Origin of the sequence: Nonomuraea sp. NPDC050153 (assembly GCF_044460125.1) — a bacterium.
Taxonomy (GTDB): domain Bacteria; phylum Actinomycetota; class Actinomycetes; order Streptosporangiales; family Streptosporangiaceae; genus Nonomuraea.
The window spans coordinates 202792-226425 of record NZ_JBITJQ010000002.1; the positions used below are offsets into that span (position 1 = coordinate 202792).

25 protein-coding genes are annotated in these 23634 nt (G+C 70.9%); 7 read left to right on the forward strand and 18 right to left on the reverse strand.

Features of this window, described 5'->3' with window-relative positions; all coding sequences use genetic code 11:
- Positions 1-127: 127 nt before the first annotated feature.
- Genes ACIBQ1_RS05220 through ACIBQ1_RS05230 form a run of 3 tightly spaced genes read right to left on the reverse strand, consistent with a single transcriptional unit; the run spans position 128 to position 3473 of the window.
- Complete coding sequence (locus ACIBQ1_RS05220; protein ID WP_397274722.1) at positions 128-1078, reverse strand: ARPP-1 family domain-containing protein; 951 nt, start codon at positions 1076-1078, stop codon at positions 128-130.
- Complete coding sequence (locus ACIBQ1_RS05225) at positions 1075-2376, reverse strand: hypothetical protein (RefSeq protein ID WP_397274723.1); 1302 nt, start codon at positions 2374-2376, stop codon at positions 1075-1077. The genes ACIBQ1_RS05220 and ACIBQ1_RS05225 overlap by 4 nt, the downstream gene beginning before the upstream one ends.
- A gap of 38 nt (positions 2377-2414) precedes the next feature.
- Positions 2415-3473 carry a macro domain-containing protein gene (locus ACIBQ1_RS05230; protein WP_397274724.1) on the reverse strand — a complete coding sequence of 353 codons (1059 nt, stop codon included), beginning with the start codon at positions 3471-3473 and terminating at the stop codon, positions 2415-2417.
- Between the two features lie 119 nt (positions 3474-3592).
- On the opposite strand from ACIBQ1_RS05230, the gene ACIBQ1_RS05235 reads away from it, so the two are divergent.
- Positions 3593-4411 (forward strand): phosphotransferase family protein, encoded by an 819-nt coding sequence (locus ACIBQ1_RS05235; protein ID WP_397274725.1) that lies wholly within the window; start codon positions 3593-3595, stop codon positions 4409-4411.
- On the opposite strand, the gene ACIBQ1_RS05240 is transcribed toward ACIBQ1_RS05235, so the two are convergent.
- The 5 genes from ACIBQ1_RS05240 to ACIBQ1_RS05260 form a co-directional block, all read right to left on the reverse strand.
- Positions 4395-5357 (reverse strand): hypothetical protein, encoded by a 963-nt coding sequence (locus ACIBQ1_RS05240; RefSeq protein ID WP_397274726.1) that lies wholly within the window; start codon positions 5355-5357, stop codon positions 4395-4397. The genes ACIBQ1_RS05235 and ACIBQ1_RS05240 overlap by 17 nt on opposite strands.
- Positions 5354-5845, reverse strand: a complete 492-nt coding sequence (locus tag ACIBQ1_RS05245; protein WP_397274727.1) for a hypothetical protein — start codon at positions 5843-5845, stop codon at positions 5354-5356. Before ACIBQ1_RS05245 ends, ACIBQ1_RS05240 begins: the two co-directional genes overlap by 4 nt.
- A 3-nt stretch (positions 5846-5848) precedes the next feature.
- Positions 5849-7072, reverse strand: coding sequence for a macrolide family glycosyltransferase (locus tag ACIBQ1_RS05250; RefSeq protein ID WP_397274728.1), 1224 nt, complete (start codon positions 7070-7072; stop codon positions 5849-5851).
- Positions 7072-8034, reverse strand: coding sequence for a patatin-like phospholipase family protein (locus ACIBQ1_RS05255; RefSeq protein WP_397274729.1), 963 nt, complete (start codon positions 8032-8034; stop codon positions 7072-7074). Before ACIBQ1_RS05255 ends, ACIBQ1_RS05250 begins: the two co-directional genes overlap by 1 nt.
- 338 nt (positions 8035-8372) lie before the next feature.
- Positions 8373-8876 carry a GNAT family N-acetyltransferase gene (locus tag ACIBQ1_RS05260; protein WP_397274730.1) on the reverse strand — a complete coding sequence of 168 codons (504 nt, stop codon included), beginning with the start codon at positions 8874-8876 and terminating at the stop codon, positions 8373-8375.
- A 219-nt stretch (positions 8877-9095) separates the two neighbouring features.
- Here ACIBQ1_RS05260 and ACIBQ1_RS05265 point away from each other — a divergent pair, with 219 nt between their 5' ends.
- The 6 genes from ACIBQ1_RS05265 to ACIBQ1_RS05290 all read left to right on the forward strand — a co-directional run bounded on the left by ACIBQ1_RS05265 (position 9096) and on the right by ACIBQ1_RS05290 (position 13375).
- Positions 9096-9377, forward strand: a complete 282-nt coding sequence (locus ACIBQ1_RS05265) for a hypothetical protein (protein WP_397274731.1) — start codon at positions 9096-9098, stop codon at positions 9375-9377.
- 266 nt (positions 9378-9643) lie between these two features.
- The gene (locus tag ACIBQ1_RS05270) at positions 9644-10081 is read left to right on the forward strand and encodes a cytidine deaminase (protein WP_397274732.1); all 438 of its coding nucleotides are present in this window, start codon (positions 9644-9646) and stop codon (positions 10079-10081) included.
- Positions 10082-10266: 185 nt separating this feature from the next.
- Positions 10267-10536, forward strand: a complete 270-nt coding sequence (locus ACIBQ1_RS05275) for a hypothetical protein (protein WP_397274733.1) — start codon at positions 10267-10269, stop codon at positions 10534-10536.
- 255 nt (positions 10537-10791) lie between these two features.
- A complete protein-coding gene (locus ACIBQ1_RS05280) occupies positions 10792-11694 on the forward strand; it encodes a TauD/TfdA dioxygenase family protein (RefSeq protein ID WP_397274734.1) in 903 nt (300 codons plus the stop codon).
- Between the two features lie 226 nt (positions 11695-11920).
- Positions 11921-12985, forward strand: a complete 1065-nt coding sequence (locus tag ACIBQ1_RS05285) for a serine hydrolase domain-containing protein (RefSeq protein WP_397274735.1) — start codon at positions 11921-11923, stop codon at positions 12983-12985.
- A gap of 195 nt (positions 12986-13180) precedes the next feature.
- Positions 13181-13375, forward strand: coding sequence for a hypothetical protein (locus ACIBQ1_RS05290; protein WP_397274736.1), 195 nt, complete (start codon positions 13181-13183; stop codon positions 13373-13375).
- 50 nt (positions 13376-13425) lie between these two features.
- Here the strand turns inward: ACIBQ1_RS05290 and ACIBQ1_RS05295 are convergent, their stop codons facing one another.
- The 10 genes from ACIBQ1_RS05295 to ACIBQ1_RS05340 form a co-directional block, all read right to left on the reverse strand.
- A complete protein-coding gene (locus ACIBQ1_RS05295; RefSeq protein WP_397274737.1) occupies positions 13426-13953 on the reverse strand; it encodes a flavin reductase family protein in 528 nt (175 codons plus the stop codon).
- A gap of 248 nt (positions 13954-14201) precedes the next feature.
- Positions 14202-14726 (reverse strand): NADPH-dependent FMN reductase, encoded by a 525-nt coding sequence (locus ACIBQ1_RS05300; RefSeq protein ID WP_397274738.1) that lies wholly within the window; start codon positions 14724-14726, stop codon positions 14202-14204.
- On the reverse strand, positions 14723-16057 hold the full coding sequence (locus ACIBQ1_RS05305; protein WP_397274739.1) for an LLM class flavin-dependent oxidoreductase: 1335 nt from the start codon (positions 16055-16057) through the stop codon (positions 14723-14725). Before ACIBQ1_RS05305 ends, ACIBQ1_RS05300 begins: the two co-directional genes overlap by 4 nt.
- Positions 16054-16947: an ABC transporter permease gene (locus ACIBQ1_RS05310; RefSeq protein ID WP_397274740.1), complete on the reverse strand. Its 894-nt coding sequence runs from the start codon at positions 16945-16947 to the stop codon at positions 16054-16056. Before ACIBQ1_RS05310 ends, ACIBQ1_RS05305 begins: the two co-directional genes overlap by 4 nt.
- On the reverse strand, positions 16940-17746 hold the full coding sequence (locus tag ACIBQ1_RS05315; protein ID WP_397274741.1) for an ABC transporter ATP-binding protein: 807 nt from the start codon (positions 17744-17746) through the stop codon (positions 16940-16942). The genes ACIBQ1_RS05310 and ACIBQ1_RS05315 overlap by 8 nt, the downstream gene beginning before the upstream one ends.
- Positions 17743-18753: an ABC transporter substrate-binding protein gene (locus ACIBQ1_RS05320; protein ID WP_397274742.1), complete on the reverse strand. Its 1011-nt coding sequence runs from the start codon at positions 18751-18753 to the stop codon at positions 17743-17745. Before ACIBQ1_RS05320 ends, ACIBQ1_RS05315 begins: the two co-directional genes overlap by 4 nt.
- Positions 18754-18925: 172 nt before the next feature.
- A complete protein-coding gene (locus ACIBQ1_RS05325) occupies positions 18926-20041 on the reverse strand; it encodes an LLM class flavin-dependent oxidoreductase (protein ID WP_397274743.1) in 1116 nt (371 codons plus the stop codon).
- Positions 20038-21072, reverse strand: a complete 1035-nt coding sequence (locus tag ACIBQ1_RS05330) for an LLM class flavin-dependent oxidoreductase (protein ID WP_397274744.1) — start codon at positions 21070-21072, stop codon at positions 20038-20040. Before ACIBQ1_RS05330 ends, ACIBQ1_RS05325 begins: the two co-directional genes overlap by 4 nt.
- Positions 21069-22283 (reverse strand): LLM class flavin-dependent oxidoreductase, encoded by a 1215-nt coding sequence (locus ACIBQ1_RS05335; RefSeq protein ID WP_397274745.1) that lies wholly within the window; start codon positions 22281-22283, stop codon positions 21069-21071. The genes ACIBQ1_RS05330 and ACIBQ1_RS05335 overlap by 4 nt, the downstream gene beginning before the upstream one ends.
- Positions 22280-23602, reverse strand: a complete 1323-nt coding sequence (locus ACIBQ1_RS05340) for an NtaA/DmoA family FMN-dependent monooxygenase (RefSeq protein ID WP_397274746.1) — start codon at positions 23600-23602, stop codon at positions 22280-22282. Before ACIBQ1_RS05340 ends, ACIBQ1_RS05335 begins: the two co-directional genes overlap by 4 nt.
- Positions 23603-23634 lie beyond the last annotated feature (32 nt).

Sequence of the window (23634 nt, forward strand, 5' to 3'; positions counted from 1 at the left end):
TCGGCGAACCATGGAGCCGTTCTCAGAACGACGCCCTTACATGGCATGAGGGGTTCAGCCCGCCGCGCCCGGCGCAGTTCCCGCACTGATCATTCAACCTGCCGCCCCGCTGCCGCCGCAACCGGATTTACCGGCCGGCGAACAGGGACGCGTACACCGGCCGCCCGTGCTCGGTGACCACCTGACCGGCCAGCCCGCCGCCGGTCACGGTGGACAGCCGCAGGTCGAGGTAGCGCTCCTCCTCGACCATGCGCACGTCACCGGCCGGCGTGGGCAGCCAGGAGGCCACCTCGGCCTGACGCGCGGCCCGGTCGCGCGCCAGCTCCGCGCGCAGCTCCGCCAGGCTGCCGGCGTCGTACGGCTCCGCGCCGGCCCGCTCGGGCTCGGCCCGCCAGGCGGCAACCCCGTACGCGAAGCAGACCAGCGCCATCCACAGCTCGGCGAAGTACGCCGGGTCGGGCGCCAGCTCCAGCCCCGCGAACCTCTCACCGACGAAGAACAGCGCGCCGAGCTGACCCGGCATCAGCTCCAACCGGCTCTGGAACTGGGTCAGCATTGCCCGCTTGCGCGACAGGATCTGCTCCAGGTGCCCGCGCGAGGGCAGCCCGCACGCGGCGTTGAGCGCGGAGATGTCCGCCCACAGCTTGGCGTAGTCGCGCTTCCCGCGCAGCTCCAGCGCCCTGGCCCGCAGCTCGGCAGGCAGCACGAAGAACCACTGGTCGCGGCCCTCCAGGTAGCCGCCCTGGCCGGACTGGACGCAGCACGCGTCGTCGAAACGCCTGGTCTGCCCGGCGCCCAGCAGCGCCGCGGAGCACAGGGCGTGGTTCTGGGCGGCGTCCTGGATGTAGCCGATGTGCAGGGGCACGATCGCCACACCCTCGCGGGCGCCGTTGAGCAGCTCGACCCGGCCATACCCGACGACCCGTTCGAGCTTCAGCCCGGAGCGGGGCGGCACGATGCCGGGCCGCTCGGGGCCCCAGATCGGCACCATGGTCAGCGCTCCGCCGCGCTGCGGCGTGCCCGCGCGATAGCCGCGCAGGTCGAGCGGCGCGGGCAGGAGCGTCTCGAGTGCGGTCATGTGCGTCCTCCTTCCAGCCGACCTTCGAGTCCGCCTTCGAGTCGGCTCAGCATGGCCGTACGGATCCAGTCACGGCCGGGCGCGCAGTGGCCGAACAGCCACGGCAGCAGCCCGGCGAAGTCGTCCTGATGCCAGAACGGCTGCCGCGGCAGCACCGGCGCCGGGTCGCGCAGGGTCAGGTCGTCGCCGCCGGTGAACGTGGCCTGGCAGAGCACCACCGGAGTGGTGACGCCGGCGCGGGGCAGCGTGGCCGCGACCCTGGCCAGGTCGCCCGGCATGAGGTTCTCGTAGCCGTCGGTCACGATCACCACCAGGTCGGGACGGGTGTCCAGGGCGTCGAGCAGCCCGGTCGCCAGGTCGGTGGCGCCGTCGGCGGCGGTCTCGATCACCGTGAGGCGTTCGCAGACCTCGCCCAGGACCAGCCTCAGCGCCGCGGCCTGCGACATGACCGCCCACTCGCGCTCGCCGTACCCGCGCATGGAGCCGGACGCGTCGAGCACCACGGCCACGTGCCCGGCCAGGCGCGGCAGCCCGCGCGTCGCCTCGGCCACGTAGCCCGCCAGCGCGGGGCGCAGTTCGGCCGCCGGTCCGCCCCGGTAGAGGTGCACCAGCGTCGCCGCGATGTCGCCCCGGTTGGTCGGGGTCACGATCGCCGGGTGCTCCCTGACCGGGTCGAGCCGCGCGGGCGGCTCCTGCGGGGCCACCGCGCCGTACGTGCCGGGCGCGTAGAGCGCGCGCACCCGCTCGATCGCCGCGGCCGGGTCGGAGGTGAAGCGCAGCAGGCTCCTGCGCAGCCGTCCGGAACCGGTGTCGCCCTCGGCGATCAGGCGGGCGCACCCGCGGGCGGTCGCCTTGCCGAGCGCGTGCTCGAAGCAGTCGACCAGCGCCGGCCGGCGGGCCTCGATGAGCGCGTCGGCGTCCGGGTGCTCCAGGACGAACGTGACGACGGCCCGCGTGGTGTGCTTGTGGTTGGCACGCAGCCGCCGCAGCGCCAGGAGCGCGGTGACGGCGTGGGCCGGCGGCAGGCCGAACATGAGCGCCTTCGTGACCTTGGCCAGGGTCGCGCGGGTGCGCTCGTCCAGGCCGTCCTGCGAGGCGGCCAGCGTGCACAGCAGCACGCGGGCCCGCTGCCAGGGGAGCACACCGGGCACCAGCGCCAGCAGCGCGTATCCCTCCGGGTCGCTCAGCCGGGCACTCCGGTGGAGCTCCGCGTCGTCCCAGGCCGGATCGCCGCCCCTGGACAGGACCAAAGGGGTGTCATGCGTCCTGAAATGCTGGAGAAGAGTCGGGGTGTCCACGTCATCGAGATTAAGGAATCGGGCCCGCCGCGCGACACCTATTTTTGGCGCGTACGTTTCTTCCCGGCCTTCCCGGCCGGAGAGATATGCGGGCACGCGTCAAGTGCTTTTTCGCAGACCGCCAATTCCGCGTCTGTGTAGGCCAGCAAATAGACGCTTTCGACGTGCTGCGGGCGGCTGTCGGTCAGGTGCGCGACAATGGCCGTCAGCATGCTCTGGACCGTGGACTCGATGTCGGCCGCCGCCTCGCCGGTCCCGAAGATGGGAAACACGATCGAGCCGGCCCGCCGCCCGCCGCCGGCGATCTCCTCGGCCCTCATGAACACGTTGCGCACGCACGTGCCGAGGTCGTCCACCCGGCGGTACCCGACGCCCGCGGCCCCGTGGACGGCGGCGGCGTGCACGATGCCCATGACGCCGTTGCGCTCGGCGAGCTGGTGCGGGCCGGTCACGATGGCGGTCCCCGGCTCCACCGGAACGTTGGCGCCCACGCGCCGGCCGAGCTCGTCTGCCACGCAGTCCTCGACCACCCGCTCGGTGAGGGGGTCGCGCCGCGCGCCCTCGTACCGGATCACGGCGGAGATCGACCGCTCGTGGAACCTGGACATCTGCATGTCGGTGTTCTCGGAGTTCACCCAGACGTCCACGTCCTTGACGTTGCGCAGGTCGCCGGTGATGAGCGTGAGCCGCCGGGCGGGCCGGCCGGGGACGGCGTACTCGTACGTGCGCGTCTCCTCGATGGGCCGCGGCCGGCGCACCTTGGCCTGCGTGTCGACCTGCTCGCGCAGCTCGCGGAGCTCCTTCCGGTATTCGTCCGCCCGGCCCGCGGTGCGCAGGGAACGCAGCCCGTACCACCAGATGAACGCCCACAGCCCGACGGCGCCCGTCATCGTGGCGCCCTTGATCTCGGCGGAGAATTGGCTCTGCGGGAAGAATGAGAACAGCAGGGTGACGGGAAAGAGGGCGAGCAGGGTCCAGGAGATCATGTGCACCCGCTCGTTTCCGCCGTCCGGCGCACGCCACTGCCAGGCGAAGGCGCCGAGACCGAGAACGAGACTGAACACCGCCGTCAGCAGAACAACGGGATCGGTCTTCATTCGCCCTCCCAGCCGGATAAATGCGGGATGCGATTATCAGGCTAATACGTCGCGCGTTCGGATGGGCCGGTCAGGCATACTTCTGTGCCCCGGCACCCCTATCGACATATGAGGCATTTGTGACATTTCCCCCCGTACCGCGACTCGACATCCACGAGCACCTGACCGAACTGCCCGTACCCCTTACCTACGAAAGCCCCTGTCCCGGCGGCCAGGTGGGCGCCGCCTACGTACGCTGGCCCGACGGCCACCTCTCGGTCCTGACCCGCGGCCCCGACGTGAGCGAACTGCTGTCGGTGGCGCGGGCGGCAGGCGTCCCGGCGCCGCGCTACGAGCTGGTCCACCCACCGGTCGTCGTCCAGGAGCTGCTCCCCGGCACCATCGCACGCCTCCCCACGGCGGCGACCGTACGGGACATGCTGGAGATCAACCGGCGGTGCCGCGGCGTGCTCGCCGGCCGCACCGACCTGCCGGCACTCCGGCTCCACCTGCGCGCGGACGGGCCGGGCTTCTGCCTGCACGGCCCGCTGCGCGCGTACGACCGCCGCACCCGCCACCTGCTCGACCAGGTGGAGGAGATCGGCCGGGCGTTCCCGGACACCCTGGAGGGCGACGACCTGGTCCACACCGACTTCCACCCGGAGAACGTCCTGGTGGACGCGGCGGGCAGGGTCACCGGCGTGATCGACTGGGACGGCGCCACCCGCGGCCACGCGGACTTCGACCTGTTCACCCTCCGCTTCGACCTGACCCACCGCGCCCCCGACCTGGCCCGCCGAACCCCCGCCCTCCAGACGCACGCCCCGGACCCGGCGGCGGCCCTGGCCTGCTGGGCACACATGAGCCTGCGCATGGTGGACTGGGCCATCCGCCACTTCACCGCCTCGGACGTCACCACCTGGCTCAACATCGCCCACACCCTCAAACCCTCCAGCTGACCGGGTAGGCGCCTGGAGGGTGGGCGGGCGCAGCGGTCGCGCCGCAGTGGAGCCGAATGAGTGCGACCACAGCGTCGGCGGTGCGGTCGAGGTAGCTGCGTCCATCGGGTAGCTGCGCGTCCGGGCTGATGTAGCTGCGCCGCCCCATATGGGTGGCCGGGTCGAGCCCGTGTGCGGTGATCTTTCCGGCGCGGACGGCCCGGTTCCATCCACTGCGGCGGAACAGCCGCCACCGCTGAGGGAAGATCCAGGTGCTGAGCCGCTCGATCCAGTCGCTGTCGCTGGTGAGCTGATGCAGATGATGGGCGTGGGTGAGATCGTTGGCGCCGTTGTGGAAGCCACCGAGAGTGATCAACAGGAGCGGGGCACGCAGCTGGGTGTGCAGTTCTTCAACCGCGCCGGTGGCGACCTGGGCGCCACCGCTGTAGCTGAGCAGCACCACGGGTACGCCGCTGTCGGGCCGGTAACCGGCCAGGCGCAGTTGCTTGGCGATCTGGGCACCCACGGCGCGGTTGTACAGGGGACGGTACCGGTGGTCGGCAGCGACAAAGATCTGCATGACGTTGTGCAGGAAGAGCAGGAGCCCGATGTGGTGGCGAAGCCACTCCCACACAGGCCGGTTGACGAGCGGGTCGGCCAGTGGAGAGTAGGGTTGCACCTGCCCCAGCACCCTCAGTTCCGGTGCTTTGGCGATCAGGGCCTTGACCAGCTGGCCCCCGTCCCGGGTGTCGGTGAAGCGACGTTTGCCGATGCCGTCCAGATAGACCAGGAAGGCGTCCGGAGGGCGGTCGGGGTCCGCGCCCCGGGCGTAGGGCATGCCGTGGGGGAGCTGGGTGGTAGGAGTCCGCCAGCCGGCCGTGTAGGCCATCACCTCGTAGCGGGCGAGCAGAGCTTCGGCGAGCAGGACCGGGCCGAGCACCAGGACAAGGAGCGGGAACTCGATCATGTGATCAGTTCCCGTGCCCCGGCGCCGCTGATCTTCGCGACCAGGCGCCGGACAACGTCGACGGCGGCGGCCAGCCCGGCTCCGGCGACGGCCACGCAGCCCGCGGCAGCCCACCAGCCCACCCCGGTTGTCGCGGAGAGCGGGGCGACGAGGCCGGCCCCGACCCCCACGAAGAGCAGCAGGTGCAGCAAGGGCCCGAGCAGCGGGAACGCGAGGACGGCGGCGAGCAGCAGCGGGGCGACCAGGCCGGGTGTCCAGGTCAACGTGGCGACGCCGGACAGCGGAGGGGACAGCACCAGCTCGGCGACGGTCCATGCGGTCAGTGGCCACAGCGCGAACACAGCGCCCTCGACCACGGCGCCGAACAGCAGTAGCAGGACCGCACGGGACCGCGAGTCGATGGGTCGGCTGGCTACCAGGGGCAGGATCCGCCCGGCGGCCTCGGACAGCCCGGCGAGCAGCAGCAGGACGGCGACGATGGATGACATCGGTCAGCGCTCCTGTGGCGAATCTGCCGTAGCCGGCCGACCGGCCCGGCCGACCCGGTGGAGGTAGCGTTCGAGTTCGTCGGCACCGCGCAGATACCCGCCCGCCTCGCGCTGGGCGACCTGCAAGGTGCCCGCCGCGGCCCGGAAGCCGGGTTCGTCGAGCAGCCGCCGGGCGAGGGCGTTCACGGGTCCCGCGGCGGCGTCCTGGGTGCGGATCGACAGGCCGGCGCCGAGCTCGACCACCCGCCGGGCCACCAGTGGCTGATCCGCTCCGTGCGGGATCACCAGCATCGGGACCCCGGCGTGCAGAGCCTCGTTGACGCTGTTCATCCCACCGTGAGTGACGAACAGCGCAGCGCGGGCCAGCACCTGGGGTTGCGGTACGAAGCGGCGAGCGAGCACGTTTTCCGGCAGCGGATCCAGCGCGGCTGGATCGGTCTTCCCGGTGGAGATGACCACGGTGCCGCCCAGTGGCGCGAGCGCGGTGGCGAAGGTGCTCAGCAGCCGTGGACCGGCATTGACCAGCGTCCCCATCGAGACGTACAGCACCGGGGCTTTCAGGCGATCGGCCGGGAACGACGGGTCGGGTAGACGGGCGCCGATGCTTGGGCCGATGAACTGGTAGGACTGGTCGAAGGCGTCGACGCCGAGCTGGAATGCCCGCGAGGTGAAGACCAGGTTGAGCGGCTGGCGTATGTTCGCCAGGTCGAGCAGGGGCAACCCGCGGGTGTCGTAGCGGCGGTGCAGCTCCCACCGCGACCGCAGATAGCCCTGGACGTTGCGGGGCCGGGTCGCCGACGTGGCCAGCAGTTCCCAGGAGGCGCGGGTGGGGCTGGGCGCATACCGGTTGAACGCGAACGTGGTGAACGTCGCTGCCGCCGGCACCTCGAGTTCTCGGGCGGCGACCGCGCCCCAGGGGCAGGCGGCGCCGTGGACGATCAGATCAGGCCGGATGCGACGTAGGTCGGAAAGCACAGCAGGCAGCAGACCGACGGAGGTGCGCGCAAGCCCGTCCAGCATCGTGAGCGGAATCGGCGGATCGGGGAGCGGGGGATCATCCCCGGGGTAGAGGCAGACGGTCGCGCCGGTGGCCTCGATCTTCTTCGCGAACGCGGGCGAGGTGTGATACGTGACGGAGTGGCCACGGCGGACAAGCTCGGCTGCGACCGGAAGCGTCGGGTTGACGTGCCCATGCATGGTGATGTTGAGGAACGCGATGGTGCTCATCAGTCGGCCTCCCCTACGGCGGTGCGTGCCTTGCCCTGGCCGGCCGATGTCGCCGGGGGATCGTCGACCTGATACAGGCCGCACCCGTTGACGCACAGCTCATCGATGAAGCGGCCCGCTGTGAGGCAAGCAGTGGTGATCAGCCGCCGGGACTGGCCGAAGTCCCACGGGGCGGGCCAGGTCTCGACACCGGTCGGCAGCACGACGGTCGGAATCTGTCTGGACACCTCGTGCAGGTCGCGCTCGATCTGCTGGTGCAACAGCAGCAGCCCTGCCCTGGCGACGACCGCGCGGGCCCGCAGGGGCGGGATGGGTGAGCTCGGCGGCCAGCTCTGCGGCCCCGTCGACAGCACCACCACGCTGGCCGCCCCTGCCTGCAGGGCCGCTCGTACTGGGACAAAGGCCACGACGCCGCCGTCGACGAGCGTCCGGCCTTCCCGATGCACCGGGGGCAGGACCCCCGGAATGGCCGCACTGGCCAGCAGCGCGGACTCGAGATCTCCGTGGTCGAGCAGCGCCTGAGCGCCGGTGGCAAGATCCATGGCCACCGCGATGAAGGGGACCTCCAGTTGTTCGATTCGCGACGGCAGCTCGGCCCGGGCGATCAGCCTGCGCAGGCCGCGATCGGCGAAGAGGCTCGCCCGCGCGGACAGGACGTCGAGCGGAAACACCTCACGGCGACGCACGTGGGTCCACACGTGGTCCAGCCACGGTGCGGCCTTGCCGGGGTGGGCGGCTGCGATGGCTCCATTGAGGGCGCCCACCGAGGTTCCGACGATCAGGTCCGGGACGAATTCTCGCTGCTCCAACGCGTACCCGAGCCCGACCTGCGCGGCTCCGAGCACTCCGCCGCCCCCTACCACCACCGCCACGGGACGGGGAAGGGCGCGCAGGCCCACCGGCTTCGGGCCCCCGTCAGGCCGGCTCGGCGACGGGGGGCGCGTTTCCTCGTCGCCCGTCATGGCTCGACGCCTCTCATGGCCGTGACCACCCGGCGAGTCGGCCTCGCTGAAACCGCGAATGCCGAGGAGGTCGATCTCCGGCGGTAGGCAACGCTCATGGTCCGTCCTCTCGCTCCACAGCGCTGAGTCGCATTTCATTTCAGATAATACAGTATCAAACGAGATCATCTCTGATGATATGGGTGTCGGTGTTCCTCGCAGACCGCTGCCTCGCGTGCGACCGACCGCCCCGGGGACACTTCGCTCTCGCTCTTGGCTTGCCGCCGCACCAGGCGCGGCCGCGTCTTTACCCGCAGGTCAGAGATCGAGCACCTACTGACCGCTCGGGCCCCGGGCTCTCACTTTCCTGGGGTGTTCGCCACCGGCTGCCGCACCATGAAGACGTCGACCGGGTCCTGGGTCTCCACCGTGAACCCGTGGCGTTCGTACAGCCGTTGCGCCGCGCTCCCCCGCAGGACGTTCAGCCGGACGGTCGCGCGTTCGGCGTCCGTCCGTCCCAGCAGCTCCCGCAGCACGGCCGAGCCGAGGCCGCGGCCCTGGAGATCCTGGGCGAGGTAGAAGTGCTCCAGCCACCATCCGTCCTCGGCCGGGCGCAATGTCACGCAGCCCGCGAAGCCGCCGCCCGCCTCGATGATCGACGTGTGGTCCGGGGAGAAGGAGTCCCGGAACCGCTGGCGGACCCGGTGCTCGTCGAAGCGGCCCAGCCGCTGCAGGTCGGCGCGCAGGACCGTCGCGCGCAGCTCCGCGATCGGCTCGACGTCTTCCGGCTCCGCGCGACGCAGCGTCCAGGTCGGCACAGGGTGGCCTGGTCCGATCCCGTGCTGCGCCGCGTCTGTACTCATGCGCGGGAGTATCCCAAAGGCCCGTCCGCGAACCGGCGACCGGGGGTGGCGGACCGGCGCGGGCCCCGCAGGGCGTTCGGGTACGGCGGGGCGGTTATGACGAACCGGCCGGCCTGCGCGAGGCGTTCGATCATGATCACGTACATCTGCGCAGGTCCCTGCCGGCGATGTGATCATTGTGGGTGCCGGTCCGACCGGCCTGATGCTGGCTGCTGAACCATGCTGCACACCCGAGCCCAGGTCGCATTGCGGCGCGGGCACGATACGGCCGCCGAAGCGCTCCGGGAAGTCTTCCAGGAACTGCTCACCGACGAACAGCCGCTGCGCCGCATGGGAGCCCTCGTCGCCGGCAGCAAGACCCTGACCGCCTCGGTGACCTGGGTGGACGAGGCCACCAGGGGCCCGGCCAAGGACTTCCAGAAGCTGGTGGACGGGCTCGTCCAGGAGGTGTTCTGCGGTGGGCAGGCCGGGGCGGCTGCCAAGGCCAAGCCGGCTCAGTAGACGGGGGACCTGTACGCCTTGAAAGGGTCGTACATCAGGTGGAGCGTGAACCGAGCCACGCCGAACTCGGCGTGGCCGGTCCACATGCGCACACGTCGGGCCGACAGGGCAGAATTGCCGGCGGGTCGGCACCCGGGCCGCGGCGAACAACATCGAGATCGCCAGCAGGGCAGCATGATCCGCCGCTACCCCATCTGGCGAGACCGCCACGTCGACGACCGGCGCCTACGCTCCAACGTCGCCTGACCGTACAAGAGGCAGGGAAGATGACCGCACAGACCGACCGTGTCGACCACGAACTGATCCGGGCAGCCGCGCACGTCGCGGCCACCCGCTGCCGGGGCGACAACCACACCATGGCGGCCGCGGCCCGCGCCCGAGACGGCCGGATCATCACTGCGGTGAACGCCTATCACTTCACCGGAGGCCCCTGCGCGGAGCTGGTCCTGATCGGCACCGCTGCCACCCAGGGTGCCTATGACCTGGACACCGTCGTCGCCGTGGGTGACCGCGACCGAGGCGTCGTGCCTCCCTGTGGCCGCTGCCGCCAGGTCCTTCTTGACTATTTCCCAGCCCTCGAGATCATCGTCGGGACAAAGGACGGCCTCCGGATGGTGCCCGTCACAGACCTGCTTCCCGAGAGCTACATCTGGGCGGACCACCAGCTCGACGCCGAGGAGAGCGCACCACTCAGCACGAGCTGACGCCCAGGGGGCGGCTCCGGCACGCGCACCCCCACAACAACGACCGGCTCATCGCCGCCCACACAGACGAGCCGAGAAGAACCGGGAATGTAGCCGTCAGGCATAGACGAAGGGTTTCGGTCATGATTGCACGTGTATGGAAAGGGTGGACCACACCCGAGAACGCCGACGCGTATCAGCGTGTTGTGAGCACGGAGGTACTGCCGGCCATCGCCGGCCGTGGTCTCGAGGGGTATCAGGGCGCCTACCTGCTGCGCCGTACGCTCGAGGACGGCGAGGTCGAGTTCTCCACGATCATGTTGTTCGACTCGATCGACAACATCAAAGCGTTCACCGGCGATGACTACGAGGTCGCGCACGTCCCACCCGAGGCTCGTGCTGTACTGGCTCGCTTCGATGAGCGCTCGGCTCATTACGAGACGCTCCTGGCTCCGGAGGAAACCCGTACCCACTGACGAGGCCACGATCCTTGGCGCCGCGAACAGCCGTGAGGGGCATGCGCCCTGTCGGTGATCGATCGGCTGCGCAGCCCAGCATTACCCTAATTGCCTACCAATTGAGTTGACTTTACGGGTGGGGCGATCTACGTTTGGGAGCGTGACGACCACGGCTCTGACCATCCGGGGCCACGTGGACTTCTGCCGCGTGGCCAGCGCGCTCTGTCCTTCCTTCCGATCGACGGCAAACCCTCTTACGGAAGGAAGAATCCCATGTCATCCCTGTCCATCGTCCCCGTCGCCGGCCGGATAGGCGCCGAGATCTCCGGCGTGCGGCTCGGCGGCGATCTGCCTGCCGACGTCGTCGCGGAGATCCGCCTGGCGCTGCTCGGCCACAAGGTGGTCTTCTTCCGCGGGCAAGACCATCTCGACGAGCGGAGCCAGGTGGCCTTCGCCCGGCTGCTCGGCGAACCGACCGCCGCGCACCCGACCGTCCCCTCGCTCGACGGGAACGACCACGTTCTCGACCTCGACTACAGCAGCGGCCAGAAGGTGGACCGCTGGCACACGGATGTGACGTTCGTGGACCGGCCACCGCTGGCGTCGGTGCTGCGGGCCGTCACCGTTCCGGAGGCCGGCGGCGACACGCTGTGGACCAACACCGTGGCCGCGTACGAGCACCTGCCCGCCGAGCTGCGGGATCTGCTCGACCGGCTGCGGGCCGTACACACCAACCAGCACGACTACGCCCGCATCGCCGCCTCCGACGATCCCGAGCGGGCACGGAGGCAGGCCGACGTGTTCGCCTCCACGGTGTTCGAGACCGAGCACCCCGTGGTGCGGGTGCACCCGGAGACCGGCGAGCGCTCGATCCTGCTCGGGGACTTCGCCAAGCGGCTGGTGGGGCTGTCGGCGCACACGTCCTCCTCGCTCATCCGGCTGATCCAGGAGCACGTCACCGAGGTGGAGAACACGGTGCGCTGGCGCTGGGCGCCCGGCGACGTCGCCATCTGGGACAACCGGGCGACGCAGCACCGGGTGGTGCACGACTTCGGCGACCGTCCGAGGCGGCTGCATCGGGTCACGATCGCGGGGGACGTGCCAGTGGGCGTGGACGGCCGGCCCAGCGTCGTGCTGAAGGGTGACGCGGCCGCGTACTCCCCGATCGCCGCCTGACCTCTCCTTGTGTGTGGCCCCGGCCCCGATGACGTGGCCGGGGCCATCCGCGTGTCCGTACACTCGACGTCGTCCGGTGCGTGAACGCCGGGCACGCCGCCGAGTTGCCGGACGCCAGGCGTCGGGCGGCAGGTGATCTGCCCGTGCCGGCCTGCGGTTTTCCGCAGGGCAACAAGGCAGAGCACCTCATTCTGCCGCGGGTCGGCCTTCCCTAGCGTTGAGCCCCATGATGCAGATGCTGATGAACGCGCTGGTAGCGGTAACTGTTGCGACGGGTGGTCAGGGCGCCGGGGTGGGCCCCGAGTTGGAGAAGATCGTGGACGGCAAGGGGGCCACCGCCGCTCTGGCGCGGGTCTCCGACGGAGGGCGGACCTGGTCCGGCGCCGCGGGAGTGCGCGACATCGAGCGCGGCGGGCGACCCTCGCCCAACGGGTACTTCCGGATCGGCAGTGTCACCAAGACATTCGTCGCGACCGTGGTGCTCCAGCTCGTCGACGAGGGCAAGGTGCGGCTCGACGATCCCGTCGACCAGTACGTGCCGGGCCTGGTCCCGGGTGGGGACCGCATCACGGTCCGCCGGCTCCTCAACCACACCAGCCATCTGTACGACTACATGAGCGAGCCGGGCTACTCGACCAACCGGTGGCGCGGCGCGGCGCGGTTCCGCTCCTACCAGCCACGTGAACTGCTGAAAGTGGCCTTCGCCAAGGAACTGCCCGACGACGGCGAGTGGCACTACTCCAACACCAACTACGTGGTGCTCGGGCTGCTGGTGGAGAAGCTGACGGGCCGGTCCTACGGCGAGGAGGTCGCGCGCCGCATCCTGCGCCCGCTGAACCTGCGCCACACGCTGGTGCCGGGCAACCGGGCTGGAGTGCCGTCGCCGCATGCCAAGGGGTACGAGCCGATGCCCGACCTGGTGGACGCCACGCGGATGAATCCCTCGCTCGACTGGGCGGCGGGCGAGATGATCTCGACCACGGCGGATCTGGAGCGGTTCATGTCCGCCCTGCTGAACGGCAAGCTGACCAGCGCCGCATCGCTGCGGGCCATGCGGACGACCGTCGAGACGGAAGCTGGGTTCGGCTATGGACTGGGACTGCAGGCGTACACGCTGCCGTGCGGCACGGTGTGGGGTCACAGCGGCGAGCTGATCGGGTATCTGACGTTCGCGTTCCGTTCGGACTCGGGCAAGTCGCTGACCATGTCGATCAACCCCTCCACCCGCAACCCGTCCACGCAGGAGGTCATGGGCATCGCCGCCAAGGCGTTCTGCGGCGCCACGGGCTGAGGACCCCACCGAAACGATCTTGGAGGTGACCGGCGGCTTCACGCTGTCGCCGATCACCGTGAGGGTCGGTCGAGCGGGACGCCCGTGTGGCTCTCCAGGACGTGAATGAGGCGAGCCTGGAAATCCTCGTCTTGCGACGCGGGGTGTGGCGTCTGCACCCGCTGGTGATACCAGTAACCGCCGGTGCCCGGGGTCATGCTGACCGTTTCCGTCCGACGGCTGCACGACACCGGCAAGTCCGGTCCCTCCCCCAAGGCCGCAGGCCACCCCGTCGGTGAGCCGTCGAAGTCGTTCCAGATGCACGCGACCGACTTCATCATGCTCTCCGGCGAGGCCGAACTCGTCGGCATTGGCCAGGAGCAGGGTCACGACCGGTTCGGGGACGGGTGAGGCGGCCGCCCGGCGGTGTGCCGGACGGCCGCGTGCGCTGGATGGTTGCTCTATGGGTGGGCGATGAAGCGGCCGAAGCGGCCCTGGTGGTAGATGAGGGGACGGCCTGCGCTGTGCACCCTGGCCTCGGCTACCAGGCCGACCACCAGGATGTGGTCGCCGACGTCCACCGTCTCGCGCGGGAGGCAGATGAGGTGGGCGGAGACGTCCTGGAGCAGGGGCGCGCCCAGGGTGCCCGGACGCCAGCGGGTGGGCTCGGCGAACCGGTCGATGTCCTTGCGCGCGAACCTGGCCGCCAGGTCGGCCTGGTCGCTGGCCAGGACGTTGACCGCGAAGTGGTCCGCGGAGCGCAGCCAGGGCCAGGTGGTGGAGGACCGGTCGACGTAGAAGGACACCAGCGGTGGGTCGAGGCTTACGGAGGAGAAGGATGTCGCCGTGAGCCCGACGGGGATGCCGTCGGTCTGGGCCGTGATGATGACGACCCCGGCGGCGTGTACGGCGAGCGCCTGGCGGAACCCGGCGGCGTCGACCGCGCCGCTCGCCGGTGGCGGAGGCGCCGCCGGGCGCGGCTCAGGCACTGTCGGCGCCTCGGATGCCAGGCGGATCTCGTGCCCAAGGCGAGAGCCGGCCTCTGGAGGAGAGTCGGGAGCTGGGCGAGCGTCAGTGGCCGGACGCGAATCCAGGGCCGGGTGAGTGTCTGTCGCTGGGCGGGGGTCCGGGGATGGGCGGGGGTCTCTGGTGAGGCGGGTCTCTGCGTTGCGTCGCGCGTCGCGGGCCTGGCGGGCCTCTCTGGCTCGTCTGGCCTCTCTGGCGGCCACCGTCTCGGTCACGAAAGCGCCCCTTCCTTGAGCACAGCGGCCACCTGCGTCGCCACACGATCGGCCCACCCCGCCACCACCTCTCCCAGCTCTGGAATCTGCGACTCCAGCACCGCCAGCCCCGGTGTCGGGACGAAGGCCCCCAGTTCCACCAGCAGCGGGCGCAGGTGCACCTCCACCGCCAGCGAATGCTTGGGGTCCCCCATGACCAGGAGCGGCAGCGCCGCCGTGCCTGCCAGCGCGTCCGGTGGCAGGCGGTCGAGGAACGACTTCAGCAACCCCGTATAGGTGCCCTTGTAGGTGGGACTCGCCACCACGAGGACGTTCGCCCCGGCCACCAGCTCCAGCGCCGCGCCCACGTCGGGGTGTTTGTCGGGTGAGAGCAGATGGGGCGCGAGCCCGGACAGGTCCACCACCTCGTGCGCCCCCGAGGCGGCGCCGAGGCGGTCGCCGACGGCCCGGGCGGCGGAGGCGGCCACCGAGAGCGTGCGGGAGCCGGGCCGGGGGTTGCCCACGAGTGTCACGACGCTCATCGCGCCACCGCGACTTCCCGCAGCTCGGCGGTGTACCGGGACGGGGGTCTTGACAGGCCGTAGTTCTCCCGGAGCGTGCGTCCCTCGTACTCGTGCCGGAACAGCCCCCTGATCCGCAGCTCCGGCACCACGTGGTCGACGAAGTCGCTCAGGCCGCCGGGCAGGATCGGCGGCATGATGTTGAACCCGTCGGCCGCGCCGGCCAGGAACCATTCCTGGATCTGGTCGGCGATCTGCTCCGGCGTCCCCGCGACCACGCGGTGGCCCCGGCCGCCCGCCAGGCGGTTGAGGAGCTGCCTGACCGTGAGGTTCTCGCGCCTGGCCAGGTCCACGACGAGCTTGCGGCGGCTCTGCGCGCCCTCCGTCTCGACGGGTATGTCGGGCAGGGGCCGGTCCAGCGCGTCCTCGGTGAGGTCGATGCCGGTCAGGTTGGAGAGCTGCGCCAGCCCGTACGCGGGAATGATGAGGTCCTCCAGCTCCTTCTCCAGGCGCAGCGCCTCGTGCTCGGTCGAGCCGATGATCGGCGAGATGCCGGGCAGGACGAGCAGGTCCTCGTGCCGCCGCCCGTAGGCGGCCAGCCGCCGCTTCAGGTCGGCGTAGAACTCCTGCCCTTCCCGCAGGGTCTGCTGGGCGGTGAAGACGGCCTCCGCGTAGCGGGCGGCGAACTCCTTGCCGTCCTCCGAGGACCCGGCCTGGACCAGGAGCGGGTGCCCTTGGGGCGAGCGGGAGGCGTTCAGGGGGCCGCTGACCGAGAAGTGCTCGCCCGCGTGCTCGATCGGGTGGATCTTGCCGGTGTCGGCGTAGTGGCCGACGGTGCGATCACTCAAGACCGCGTCGTCCTCCCAGCTGTCCCACAGCTTCCGTACGACCTCCAGGAACTCGTCGGCCCTGGCGTAGCGGTCGGCGTGCGAGGGTCGGACGAGGCCGAAGTTGCGGGCCTCGGCCTCGCCGGCGGAGGTGACGATGTTCCAGCCGGCCCGGCCGCCGCTGATGTGGTCGAGCGAGGCGAACTTGCGGGCCACGTGGAAGGGCTCGTTGTACGTCGTCGACACGGTGGCGATGAGGCCGATGTGGTCGGTGACGGCGGCCAGGGCCGACAGCAGGGTCAGGGGTTCGAGGCCGCCGAGCGCGTTGTGCCTGACGTTGCCGTGCAGCGCCAGGCCGTCGGCGAGGAAGACGGAGTCGAGCTTGCCGCGTTCGGCGATCCTGGCGAGCTCCTGGTAGTGGCGGACGTCGGTGAGGCGGGCGGGCTCGGTTCGGGGATGTCTCCAGGCCGCCTCGTGGTGGCCGACGCCCATGAGGAAGGCGTTCAGGTGGAGCTTTCTCGTCACGTGGTCCTCCAGGTGGAGAAGCGGCGCTCGACGCCGACCAGGAGCAGGTTGAACAGAAGACCGAGTACGGAGATCGTGATGATTCCCGCGTACATGTCGGGGATGCGGAAGCTGGACTGGGTGTCGAGGATGAGATACCCAAGCCCGGCCTTGGCGCCGACCATCTCGGCGAAGATCAGGACGAGGATCGAGTACGCGCCCGCCAGCCGCACCCCGGTGAAGATGGTGGGCACGGCGGCGGGCAGGATCACCTTCTGGAACAGGCGGACCGGGCCGAGGCCCATCGACCTGGCCGACTTGATGAGCAGCGGCTCCACGGTCTTCACGCCGCTGATGGTGTTGAGCAGGATCGGCCACGCGCACGCGTACAGCACGAACGTGACCTTCGTCGTCTCCCCGATGCCCAGGATCAGCGTGAACACCGGCAGCAGGGCCACCGCCGAGGTGTTGCGGAACAGTTCGAGCAGCGGGGTGAGGAACTCGGCGACCGGCTTGTACCAGCCGATCAGCAGGCCGAGCGGGATCGCCAGCACGATGGCCAGGCCGAAGCCGGACAGCGAGCGGGCCAGCGACGCTTCGAGGTGCTCGGGGAGTTGGCCGCCGGCGACGAGGTCGTACCAGGCGACCAGGTCCTCCGAGAGCGGCGGGACGAAGACGGGGTCGAGCACGCCGAGCCTGGGCAGCACCTCCCAGGCGGCGAGAAGGAGCAGGATGGCGGTGGAGTTCGTGACCGCCCGCCGCAGCCGCCCGGCGAGCCACCGCCGACGCGGCGCCCCCACCGAAACCGAAGCCGGGGCCGGGGGCAGGGGCAGGGCCGGAGCCGGGGCGGCCGCGTCGTCAGGGAGGTCGTACCGGTGGACGTCGCCGGGGAGCAGTTTCTGTTCAGCCACGGACGGTCGCCACCTTCCGCTCCTGCACCTGCGCCGCCGCGACCTCTTCCCGCAACAACCCCCACACGCGATGGCGGTACTCGCCGAACACCGGGTCCGCCCGCAGGTCGCCCTCCCTGGAGTCGAAGCGCACGTCGACGACCTCCTTGATCCGGCCAGGCCGGGAGGTCATCACGGCGACCCGCTGCCCGAGGTAGACGGCCTCGTCGATGCCGTGCGTGATGAACACGACCGTCTTGCCCGTCTGCTCCCAGACGTGCACGAGCTCCTCCTGCAGGGACTCGCGGGTCTGCGCGTCCAGGGCGGCGAACGGCTCGTCCATCAGCAGCACGTCGGGGTCGAACGCGAGGCTGCGCGCGATGGCCACCCGCTGGCGCATGCCGCCGGACAGCTCGTGCGGGTAGCGTTCCTCGAACCCGGCCAGCCCCACGAGCGCGAGGTGCTCGCGGGCCCGCCGCGCCCGCTCCTTCCTGGGCACGCCCTTGGCCTCCAGCCCGAACTCCACGTTGGACCGGGCCGTGCGCCAGGGGAAGAGCGCGTACTGCTGGAAGACGATGCCCCGGTCGAGCCCGGGTCCGGAGACCTGCGCGCCGTCGATGAGGATCTCCCCGGACGTCGGCGCGGTCAGCCCGGCGATGAGGTCGAGCAGGGTGGACTTGCCGCAGCCGCTGGGGCCGACGAGCGTGAGGAACTCGCCCTCGCGCACGTCGAGGTCGATGCCGGAGAGCGCGGTGAACGGCCGGTCGGCGTCCCTGACCTGGAAGGTCTTGGTCACGTTCCGGATGCTGATCTTGGTCATGCCCCGCTCCCGCCGGCATAGGGATTGAACTGGTTGGTGTAGAGGTCGGAGACCTTGACCTGGCCGGGCCTGATCTCGCCCTCGCGCTCCAGCCAGTCGATCCAGGTCTTGAACTCCTGGTCGGCGATGACGCCGCCCTTGGCGGCGATGCCGGTGCTCTTCCAGAACCGCACGGTGTCGGCGCTCTCGTTGCGGCCGCGCTTGGCGATGATCTGCTGGAACTTGGTGACGACCTCCTCGCGCGAGTGGGTCTGCGCCCACTCGATGGCCTTCGCGAATCCGGTCACGAACGTCTTGACGGTGTGGGGGTTGCGGGCGATGAAGTCCTCGCGGAGCACGACGGACCCGGCGGTGAACGGGCCGAACAGGTCCACGTCCTTGAACAGGGGGCGCAGGCCGCCCCGTTCGAGTGCCTTGTCCCTGAGCACGCCGCCGAGGGTGCCGACGTCGAGCTGCCCCTGGCGCAGGGCCTGCTCGGTGTTGACCGGCGGGATCACCACGAGCTGGACCTGCTTGACCTCCTCGGGCGTCAGCCCTTCGCGCTTGAGGTACTCCTTGATGACGGCCTCGTGGTGCGCGCCGAGGGTGTTGACGCCGATCTTCTTGCCGATGAGGTCGCGGGCGGACCTGATCGGGCTGTCCTGCTTGACGTAGTAGCCGTTGTAGGTGTCCTGGTCGGAGCCGTAGTAGCCGATCACCGCCTTGATCGGCGCCTTGGCGGCCTTGAGCTTGACGATGGCGCCGTTGAAGGCGCCGCCGAAGTCGGTCTGCCCGGTCGCGGCCGACTGGATGTCCTGGGGGCCGGAGGTGGTGTTGCCGACCCACTTCAGCTTGACGTCGCCGAGATAGCCGAGCTCCTCGGCCAGCTCGGGGAAGGTGACGTTGCCGGCGCTGCCCTGGTAGCGCAGCACCTTCACCTCTTGTTGGGGGTTCGCCTGGGCCGTGCCGCAGGCCGCCAGGACGGCGGACACCAAAGCGGCCAGGAGGGCATGTCTGGTCTTGATCACGATGTTTCCTCTGAGGGAAGGAGAGGGGTTGTGGCGAACGTGATCAGCGACACTGCGCGCTGGCGACGTGGCCGAAGTCCACGTGCGGGCGCCGGGTCAGGTAAAGGCCCATGCCCAAGAAACTACGGTTCTCCGTCGCTAAAGTCAACTTTTCCTACCAGACATACATGAATTATCCCCAGGCGCCCGCGAGCAGCTCATACGAGCGGACGCGGTCGGCGTGGCCGTGCGTGATGGTGGTGATCAGCAGCTCGTCCGCCCCCGTGACCCGCTGGAGCACCCGCAGCCCGTCCGCCACCGCCTTCGGGCCGCCGACGAACTGGGTGTCGAGGCGGTCGGCCACCAGCGTCCTGTCCTCCTCGGTCCACACGTGGGCGTCGGCCTCCTCCGGAGTGGGGTACGGGATCGCGCCCTGCCCGGTGCGGATGCTGCGTACCCACAGGCCGTAGGGCCTGGCCAGCTCCCGCGCCCGGGCCTCGTCCTCCGCCACGACGACGTCCGCGGACACGATCACGTACGGCTCCGCCAGGACGTCGGACGGCTTGAACGCCTCCCGGTACGCCTCCACGGCCTCCAGGACGCCGGCCGGGCTGACGTGGTAGTTGGCGGCGAACGGCAGGCCCCGCTCCCCCGCCACCCGCGCGCTCTGGCCGCCGCTGCTGCCGAGGATCCACACCTCGACGTCCGCGCCCTCGCCCGGGATCGCATGGGCGGTCCGGCCGTCGGAGGAGGTGTAGGTGCCCGCCAGGAACGACTGGACGTCGTCGACCTGGTCGGCGAAGTCCGGCGTCTCGGCGCCGGGCTGCTGCAGGAGCGACGCCTGGACGGCGAGGTGCGGCGCCGCCCTGATCAGCGCGGAGAAGTCGAACGGGGGCGGGATGAGCAACCCGTCGACCACCCGCGCGGGGGGAGCCGGAGGACGTCCGGAGTGGCGGGCGAGTTCGGCGCGGCGCTGCCCGGAGCGGCCGAGGCCCAGGTCGATGCGGCCCGGGTGGGCCGCGTCCAGCAGGCCGAACTGCTCCACCACCGCCAGCGGCGTCTGGTGCCCGAGTTGCACGGCTCCCGAGCCGACCCGGATCCGGCCGGTCGCCGCGGCCACCAGCCCGATGAGCACGGCGGGCGCCGAGCCGGCCACCCCCGCCGCGAAGTGGTGCTCGGCCAGCCAGTACCGGCGGTAGCCGAAGGACTCGGCCTGCCGCGCCAGGTCGACGGTGTTGCGGATCGCGTCCCGGGCGGTCCCGCCGGAGGGGATCGGCGCCAGGTCGAGGACGGACAGAGATACGGTCATGAGGAACCTCCCGGGAACGGCCTGCTGGGGATCTCCTTGCGCAGCACCGGAGCGATGTCCGACTGGAACAGCTCCAGCGCCGAGCGGTGCTGCGCGTCCGTCAGCCCGTCGGCGTCCGCGTGGAGGTGCATCACCTCGTGCCCGAACCGGTCGTGGTAGCGGTGCACCTTGTCGATGATCTGCTGCGGGCTCCCGACCAGGATGGAGCTGCGCTCGATGGCGTCCTCCAGCGAGTGGAAGACGGGCGGCGCCCCGTAGCGCCTGAAGCTCTCCTGGCGGGCCTCGAAGATCGGCCGGTACGTCTCCACGGCCTCCTGGGAGGTCTTCGCGGCGTAGTAGCCCGCGGTGCCGGCGCCGATCAGGGCTTCGGCCGGGTCGTGCCCGTAGTGCGCCCAGCGCTCCCGGTAGTGGTCGATCAGCTCGGCGTAGGGCTCGATGGGGTTGGTGACGTTCGCGGAGAAGAGCGGGTCGCCGAAGCGCGCGGCCAGGTCGGCCGACTCCTTGCTGGTGGCGCTGCCGTGCCAGACGCGCACCGGCCGCTGGAGCGGGCGCGGCCAGGTCTCGGCCTCGGTCAGCGACGGCCTGAACCGCCCTTCCCAGGTGACCTTGTCCTCCCGCCACAGCCTGCGGAACAGCTCGTACGACTCTCGGTTGCGCTCCCACTGGTCCTCGGCTGTGACGTGGAAGAGCTGGGCCTGGGCGGCGCCGTTCCCCTTGCCGATGATCAGTTCGAGCCGGCCGCCGGACAGGTGGTCGAGGGTGGCGTAGTCCTCGTACGCCCGGACCGGGTCCAGCAGGCTGAGCGTGGTGACCGCGGTGAACAGCCGGATGCGGGAGGTCCTGGCGGCGATGTGGCTGAGCACCACGGGCGGCGAGGAGGAGATGAACGGCCGCTCGTGCCGCTCCCCCACCCCGAACCCGTCGAACCCGAGCTCCTCGGCCAGGACCGCGTTGGAGACGACCTCGCGGAAGCGCTCGGTGGTGGGCTTGCGGCCGTCATGAACAATCAACGTGATGGCCAGAAATTTCACGCAATGTCAGCTTTCTGGGAGGCGTAACGGTTGATCGCTTGCGGCAGCCCGAGGTGCCCGCGCAGGGTGGCGGCCTCGTACCGGCTCCTGAAAGCACCGCGCCGCTGCAGCTCGGGGACCAGCTCGCGGGTGATCGCCGACAGGTCGCGCGGCACGGCGCCGGGCCGCAGCCGGTACCCCTCGACCCCGGCCTCCTGCCAGTCCAGCAGCAGGTCGGCCAGCTCGGCGGCGGTGCCGGTGAAGGTGCAGGCGTCGGATTCGGGCGGCGGAGCGAGCTCGTCGAGCCGGGCCCTGCGGTCGGCCGCGTCGTCGCCGACGTGGACGAGCAGGTCGGCCAGGATCTTGAGCGGCCGCCCGTCCCTGGGCAGGCTCCTGACCTGCTCGACGATGTCCCGAGCGTGGTCGCGGCCGTGCGGGGTGACGATGACGACGTCGGCGGAGCGGGCGGGCAGCTCGTACGGCACCGGCGACCCGCCGTGGTCGAGCACGGCCACGACCGGCTGCCCCTGCGGCGGCCTGGGCGTGATCGACGGCCCCTTGACGGAGAACCCGGACCCGGCGAAGTCGATGTAATGGAGCTTGTCGCGGTCGATGAACCGGCCGGTGGCCACGTCGCGGATCTCGGCGTCGTCCTCCCAGCTGTCCCACAGCCGCCTGGCCACCTCGACGGCGTCGGCCGCCTCCGCGAAGAGGTCCGCGATCAGCCGCCGGGCCCGCTCGTCGGGCTCCCACCGGCCCGCCGTGTCCCGTTTGGGGATGAGCGCTGGGATCTCCCTGCGGCCGAAGTGGGCCGCTTCCCAGGCGCGGGCCGAGACCTGGACCCGCCAGCCCGCGCGCCCCAGGCTGACGTGGTCCAGGCTCGCGATGCCGGTGGCCACGTGGAACGGCTCCGTGTGCGTCGTCGTGGCCGTGGGCACCAGCCCGATGCTCGTGGTCAGCGGCGCGAGCGCCGCCGCGAGCAGCACCGCGTCGAACCGGCCGCGCACCTGGTCGGTGCGGTCGTCGGGCCCGTCGAGGCGCGAGGTCTGCAGGCCCAGGGCGTCCTCGATGGTGACGAAGTCGAGCAGCCCGCGCTCGGCCTCGGCCACGAGCCCGGCCCAGTGGCGGGCGGTGAACAGCTCCCGCGCGTCGACGGCCGGGTCCCGCCAGGCGGCCGGATGCCATCCCGCGCCGTCGAGCGCGACGGCCAGGTGCAGGGGCGCCCGCGTCATGCCGCGTCTCCCAGCCCGAGGTGGTCGCGGAGCGTGGCGCCCGCGTAGTCGGTACGGAAGACGCCGCGTTCCTGCAGCAGCGGCACCACCCTGTCCACGAAGTCGTCCAGCCCGCCCGGCGTGAGGTGCGGGACCAGGATGAACCCGTCGGCGGCGTCCGTGCGCACGAACTCCTCGATCTGCGCGGCCACGGTCGCGGGCGAGCCCACGAACGACTGCCGCCCGGTCATGTGGATCACCAGTTCGCGGATGCTCAGCTCCTTCTCCTCGGCCACGGCCCGCCACCGCCGGGCCACGTCGACGCGGTCGGCCACCTGCACCCGGCCCTGGGAGACTCCCTGCTCGACGGCGGGCTCCACGTCGGGCAGCGGCCCTTCGGGGTCGTACGCGGACATGTCCCGGCCCCAGACCTGCTCCAGGAAGGCGAGCGCGGTCTGCGGCCCCACCTGCTGGCGGCGGATCTCGCCGGCGCGCTCGGCCGCCTCGGCGTCGGTGTCGCCGAGCGCGAACGTCGCCGCCGGCATGATCTTGAGCTGGTGCGGCTCCCGCCCGTACGCGGCCAGGCGGCGCTTGACGTCGGTGTAGAAGGCCCGACCCTCCTCCAGCGTGCCGTGGCGGCTGAAGACGACGTCGGCGTTGGCCGCAGCGAACTCCCTGCCCTCGTCGGAGTCCCCCGCCTGGATGACCACGGGGTGCCCCTGCGGGCCGCGCGGGACGTTGAAGCGCCCCTCGACGGTGAAGTGGCGGCCCTGGTGGCTGACCGCCGAGACGGACCCGGGCCGCAGGAACCGCCCGCTCTCCTGGTCGGCGAGCACGGCGTCGGGCCGCCAGGAGTCCCACAGCTCGCGCGAGACCCGGACGAACTCCTCGGCCCGCATGTACCGCTCGGAACGGTCCAGGTAGCCGCCGCGGCGGAAGTTCTCGCCGGTGAAGGCGTCGGAGGTGGTGACCACGTTCCAGGCGGCCCGGCCCGCGCTGAGGTGGTCGAGCGTGGCCAGCCGCCTGGCCAGCTCGTACGGCTCGTTGAAGGTCGCGTTGACGGTGGCGGCCAGCCCCAGCCGCTCGGTGACGGCCGCGAGCGCGGCCAGCACGGTGAGCGACTCGGGGCGGCCGACCACGTCCAGGTCGTGGATGCGGCCCTTCAGCTCGCGCAGCCGCAGGCCCTCTGCCAGGAAGAAGAAGTCGAACTTGCCGCGCTCCGCGGTGCGGGCCAGCTGCGCGAACGACGTGAAGTCGATCTGGCTGCGGGAGCGGGGGTCGGCCCAGACGGTGGTGTTGTTGACGCCGGGGAAGTGCGCGGCCAGGTGGACCTGCTTCATGTTGAACCGGTCATAACGTGCTCCTTGGTCAA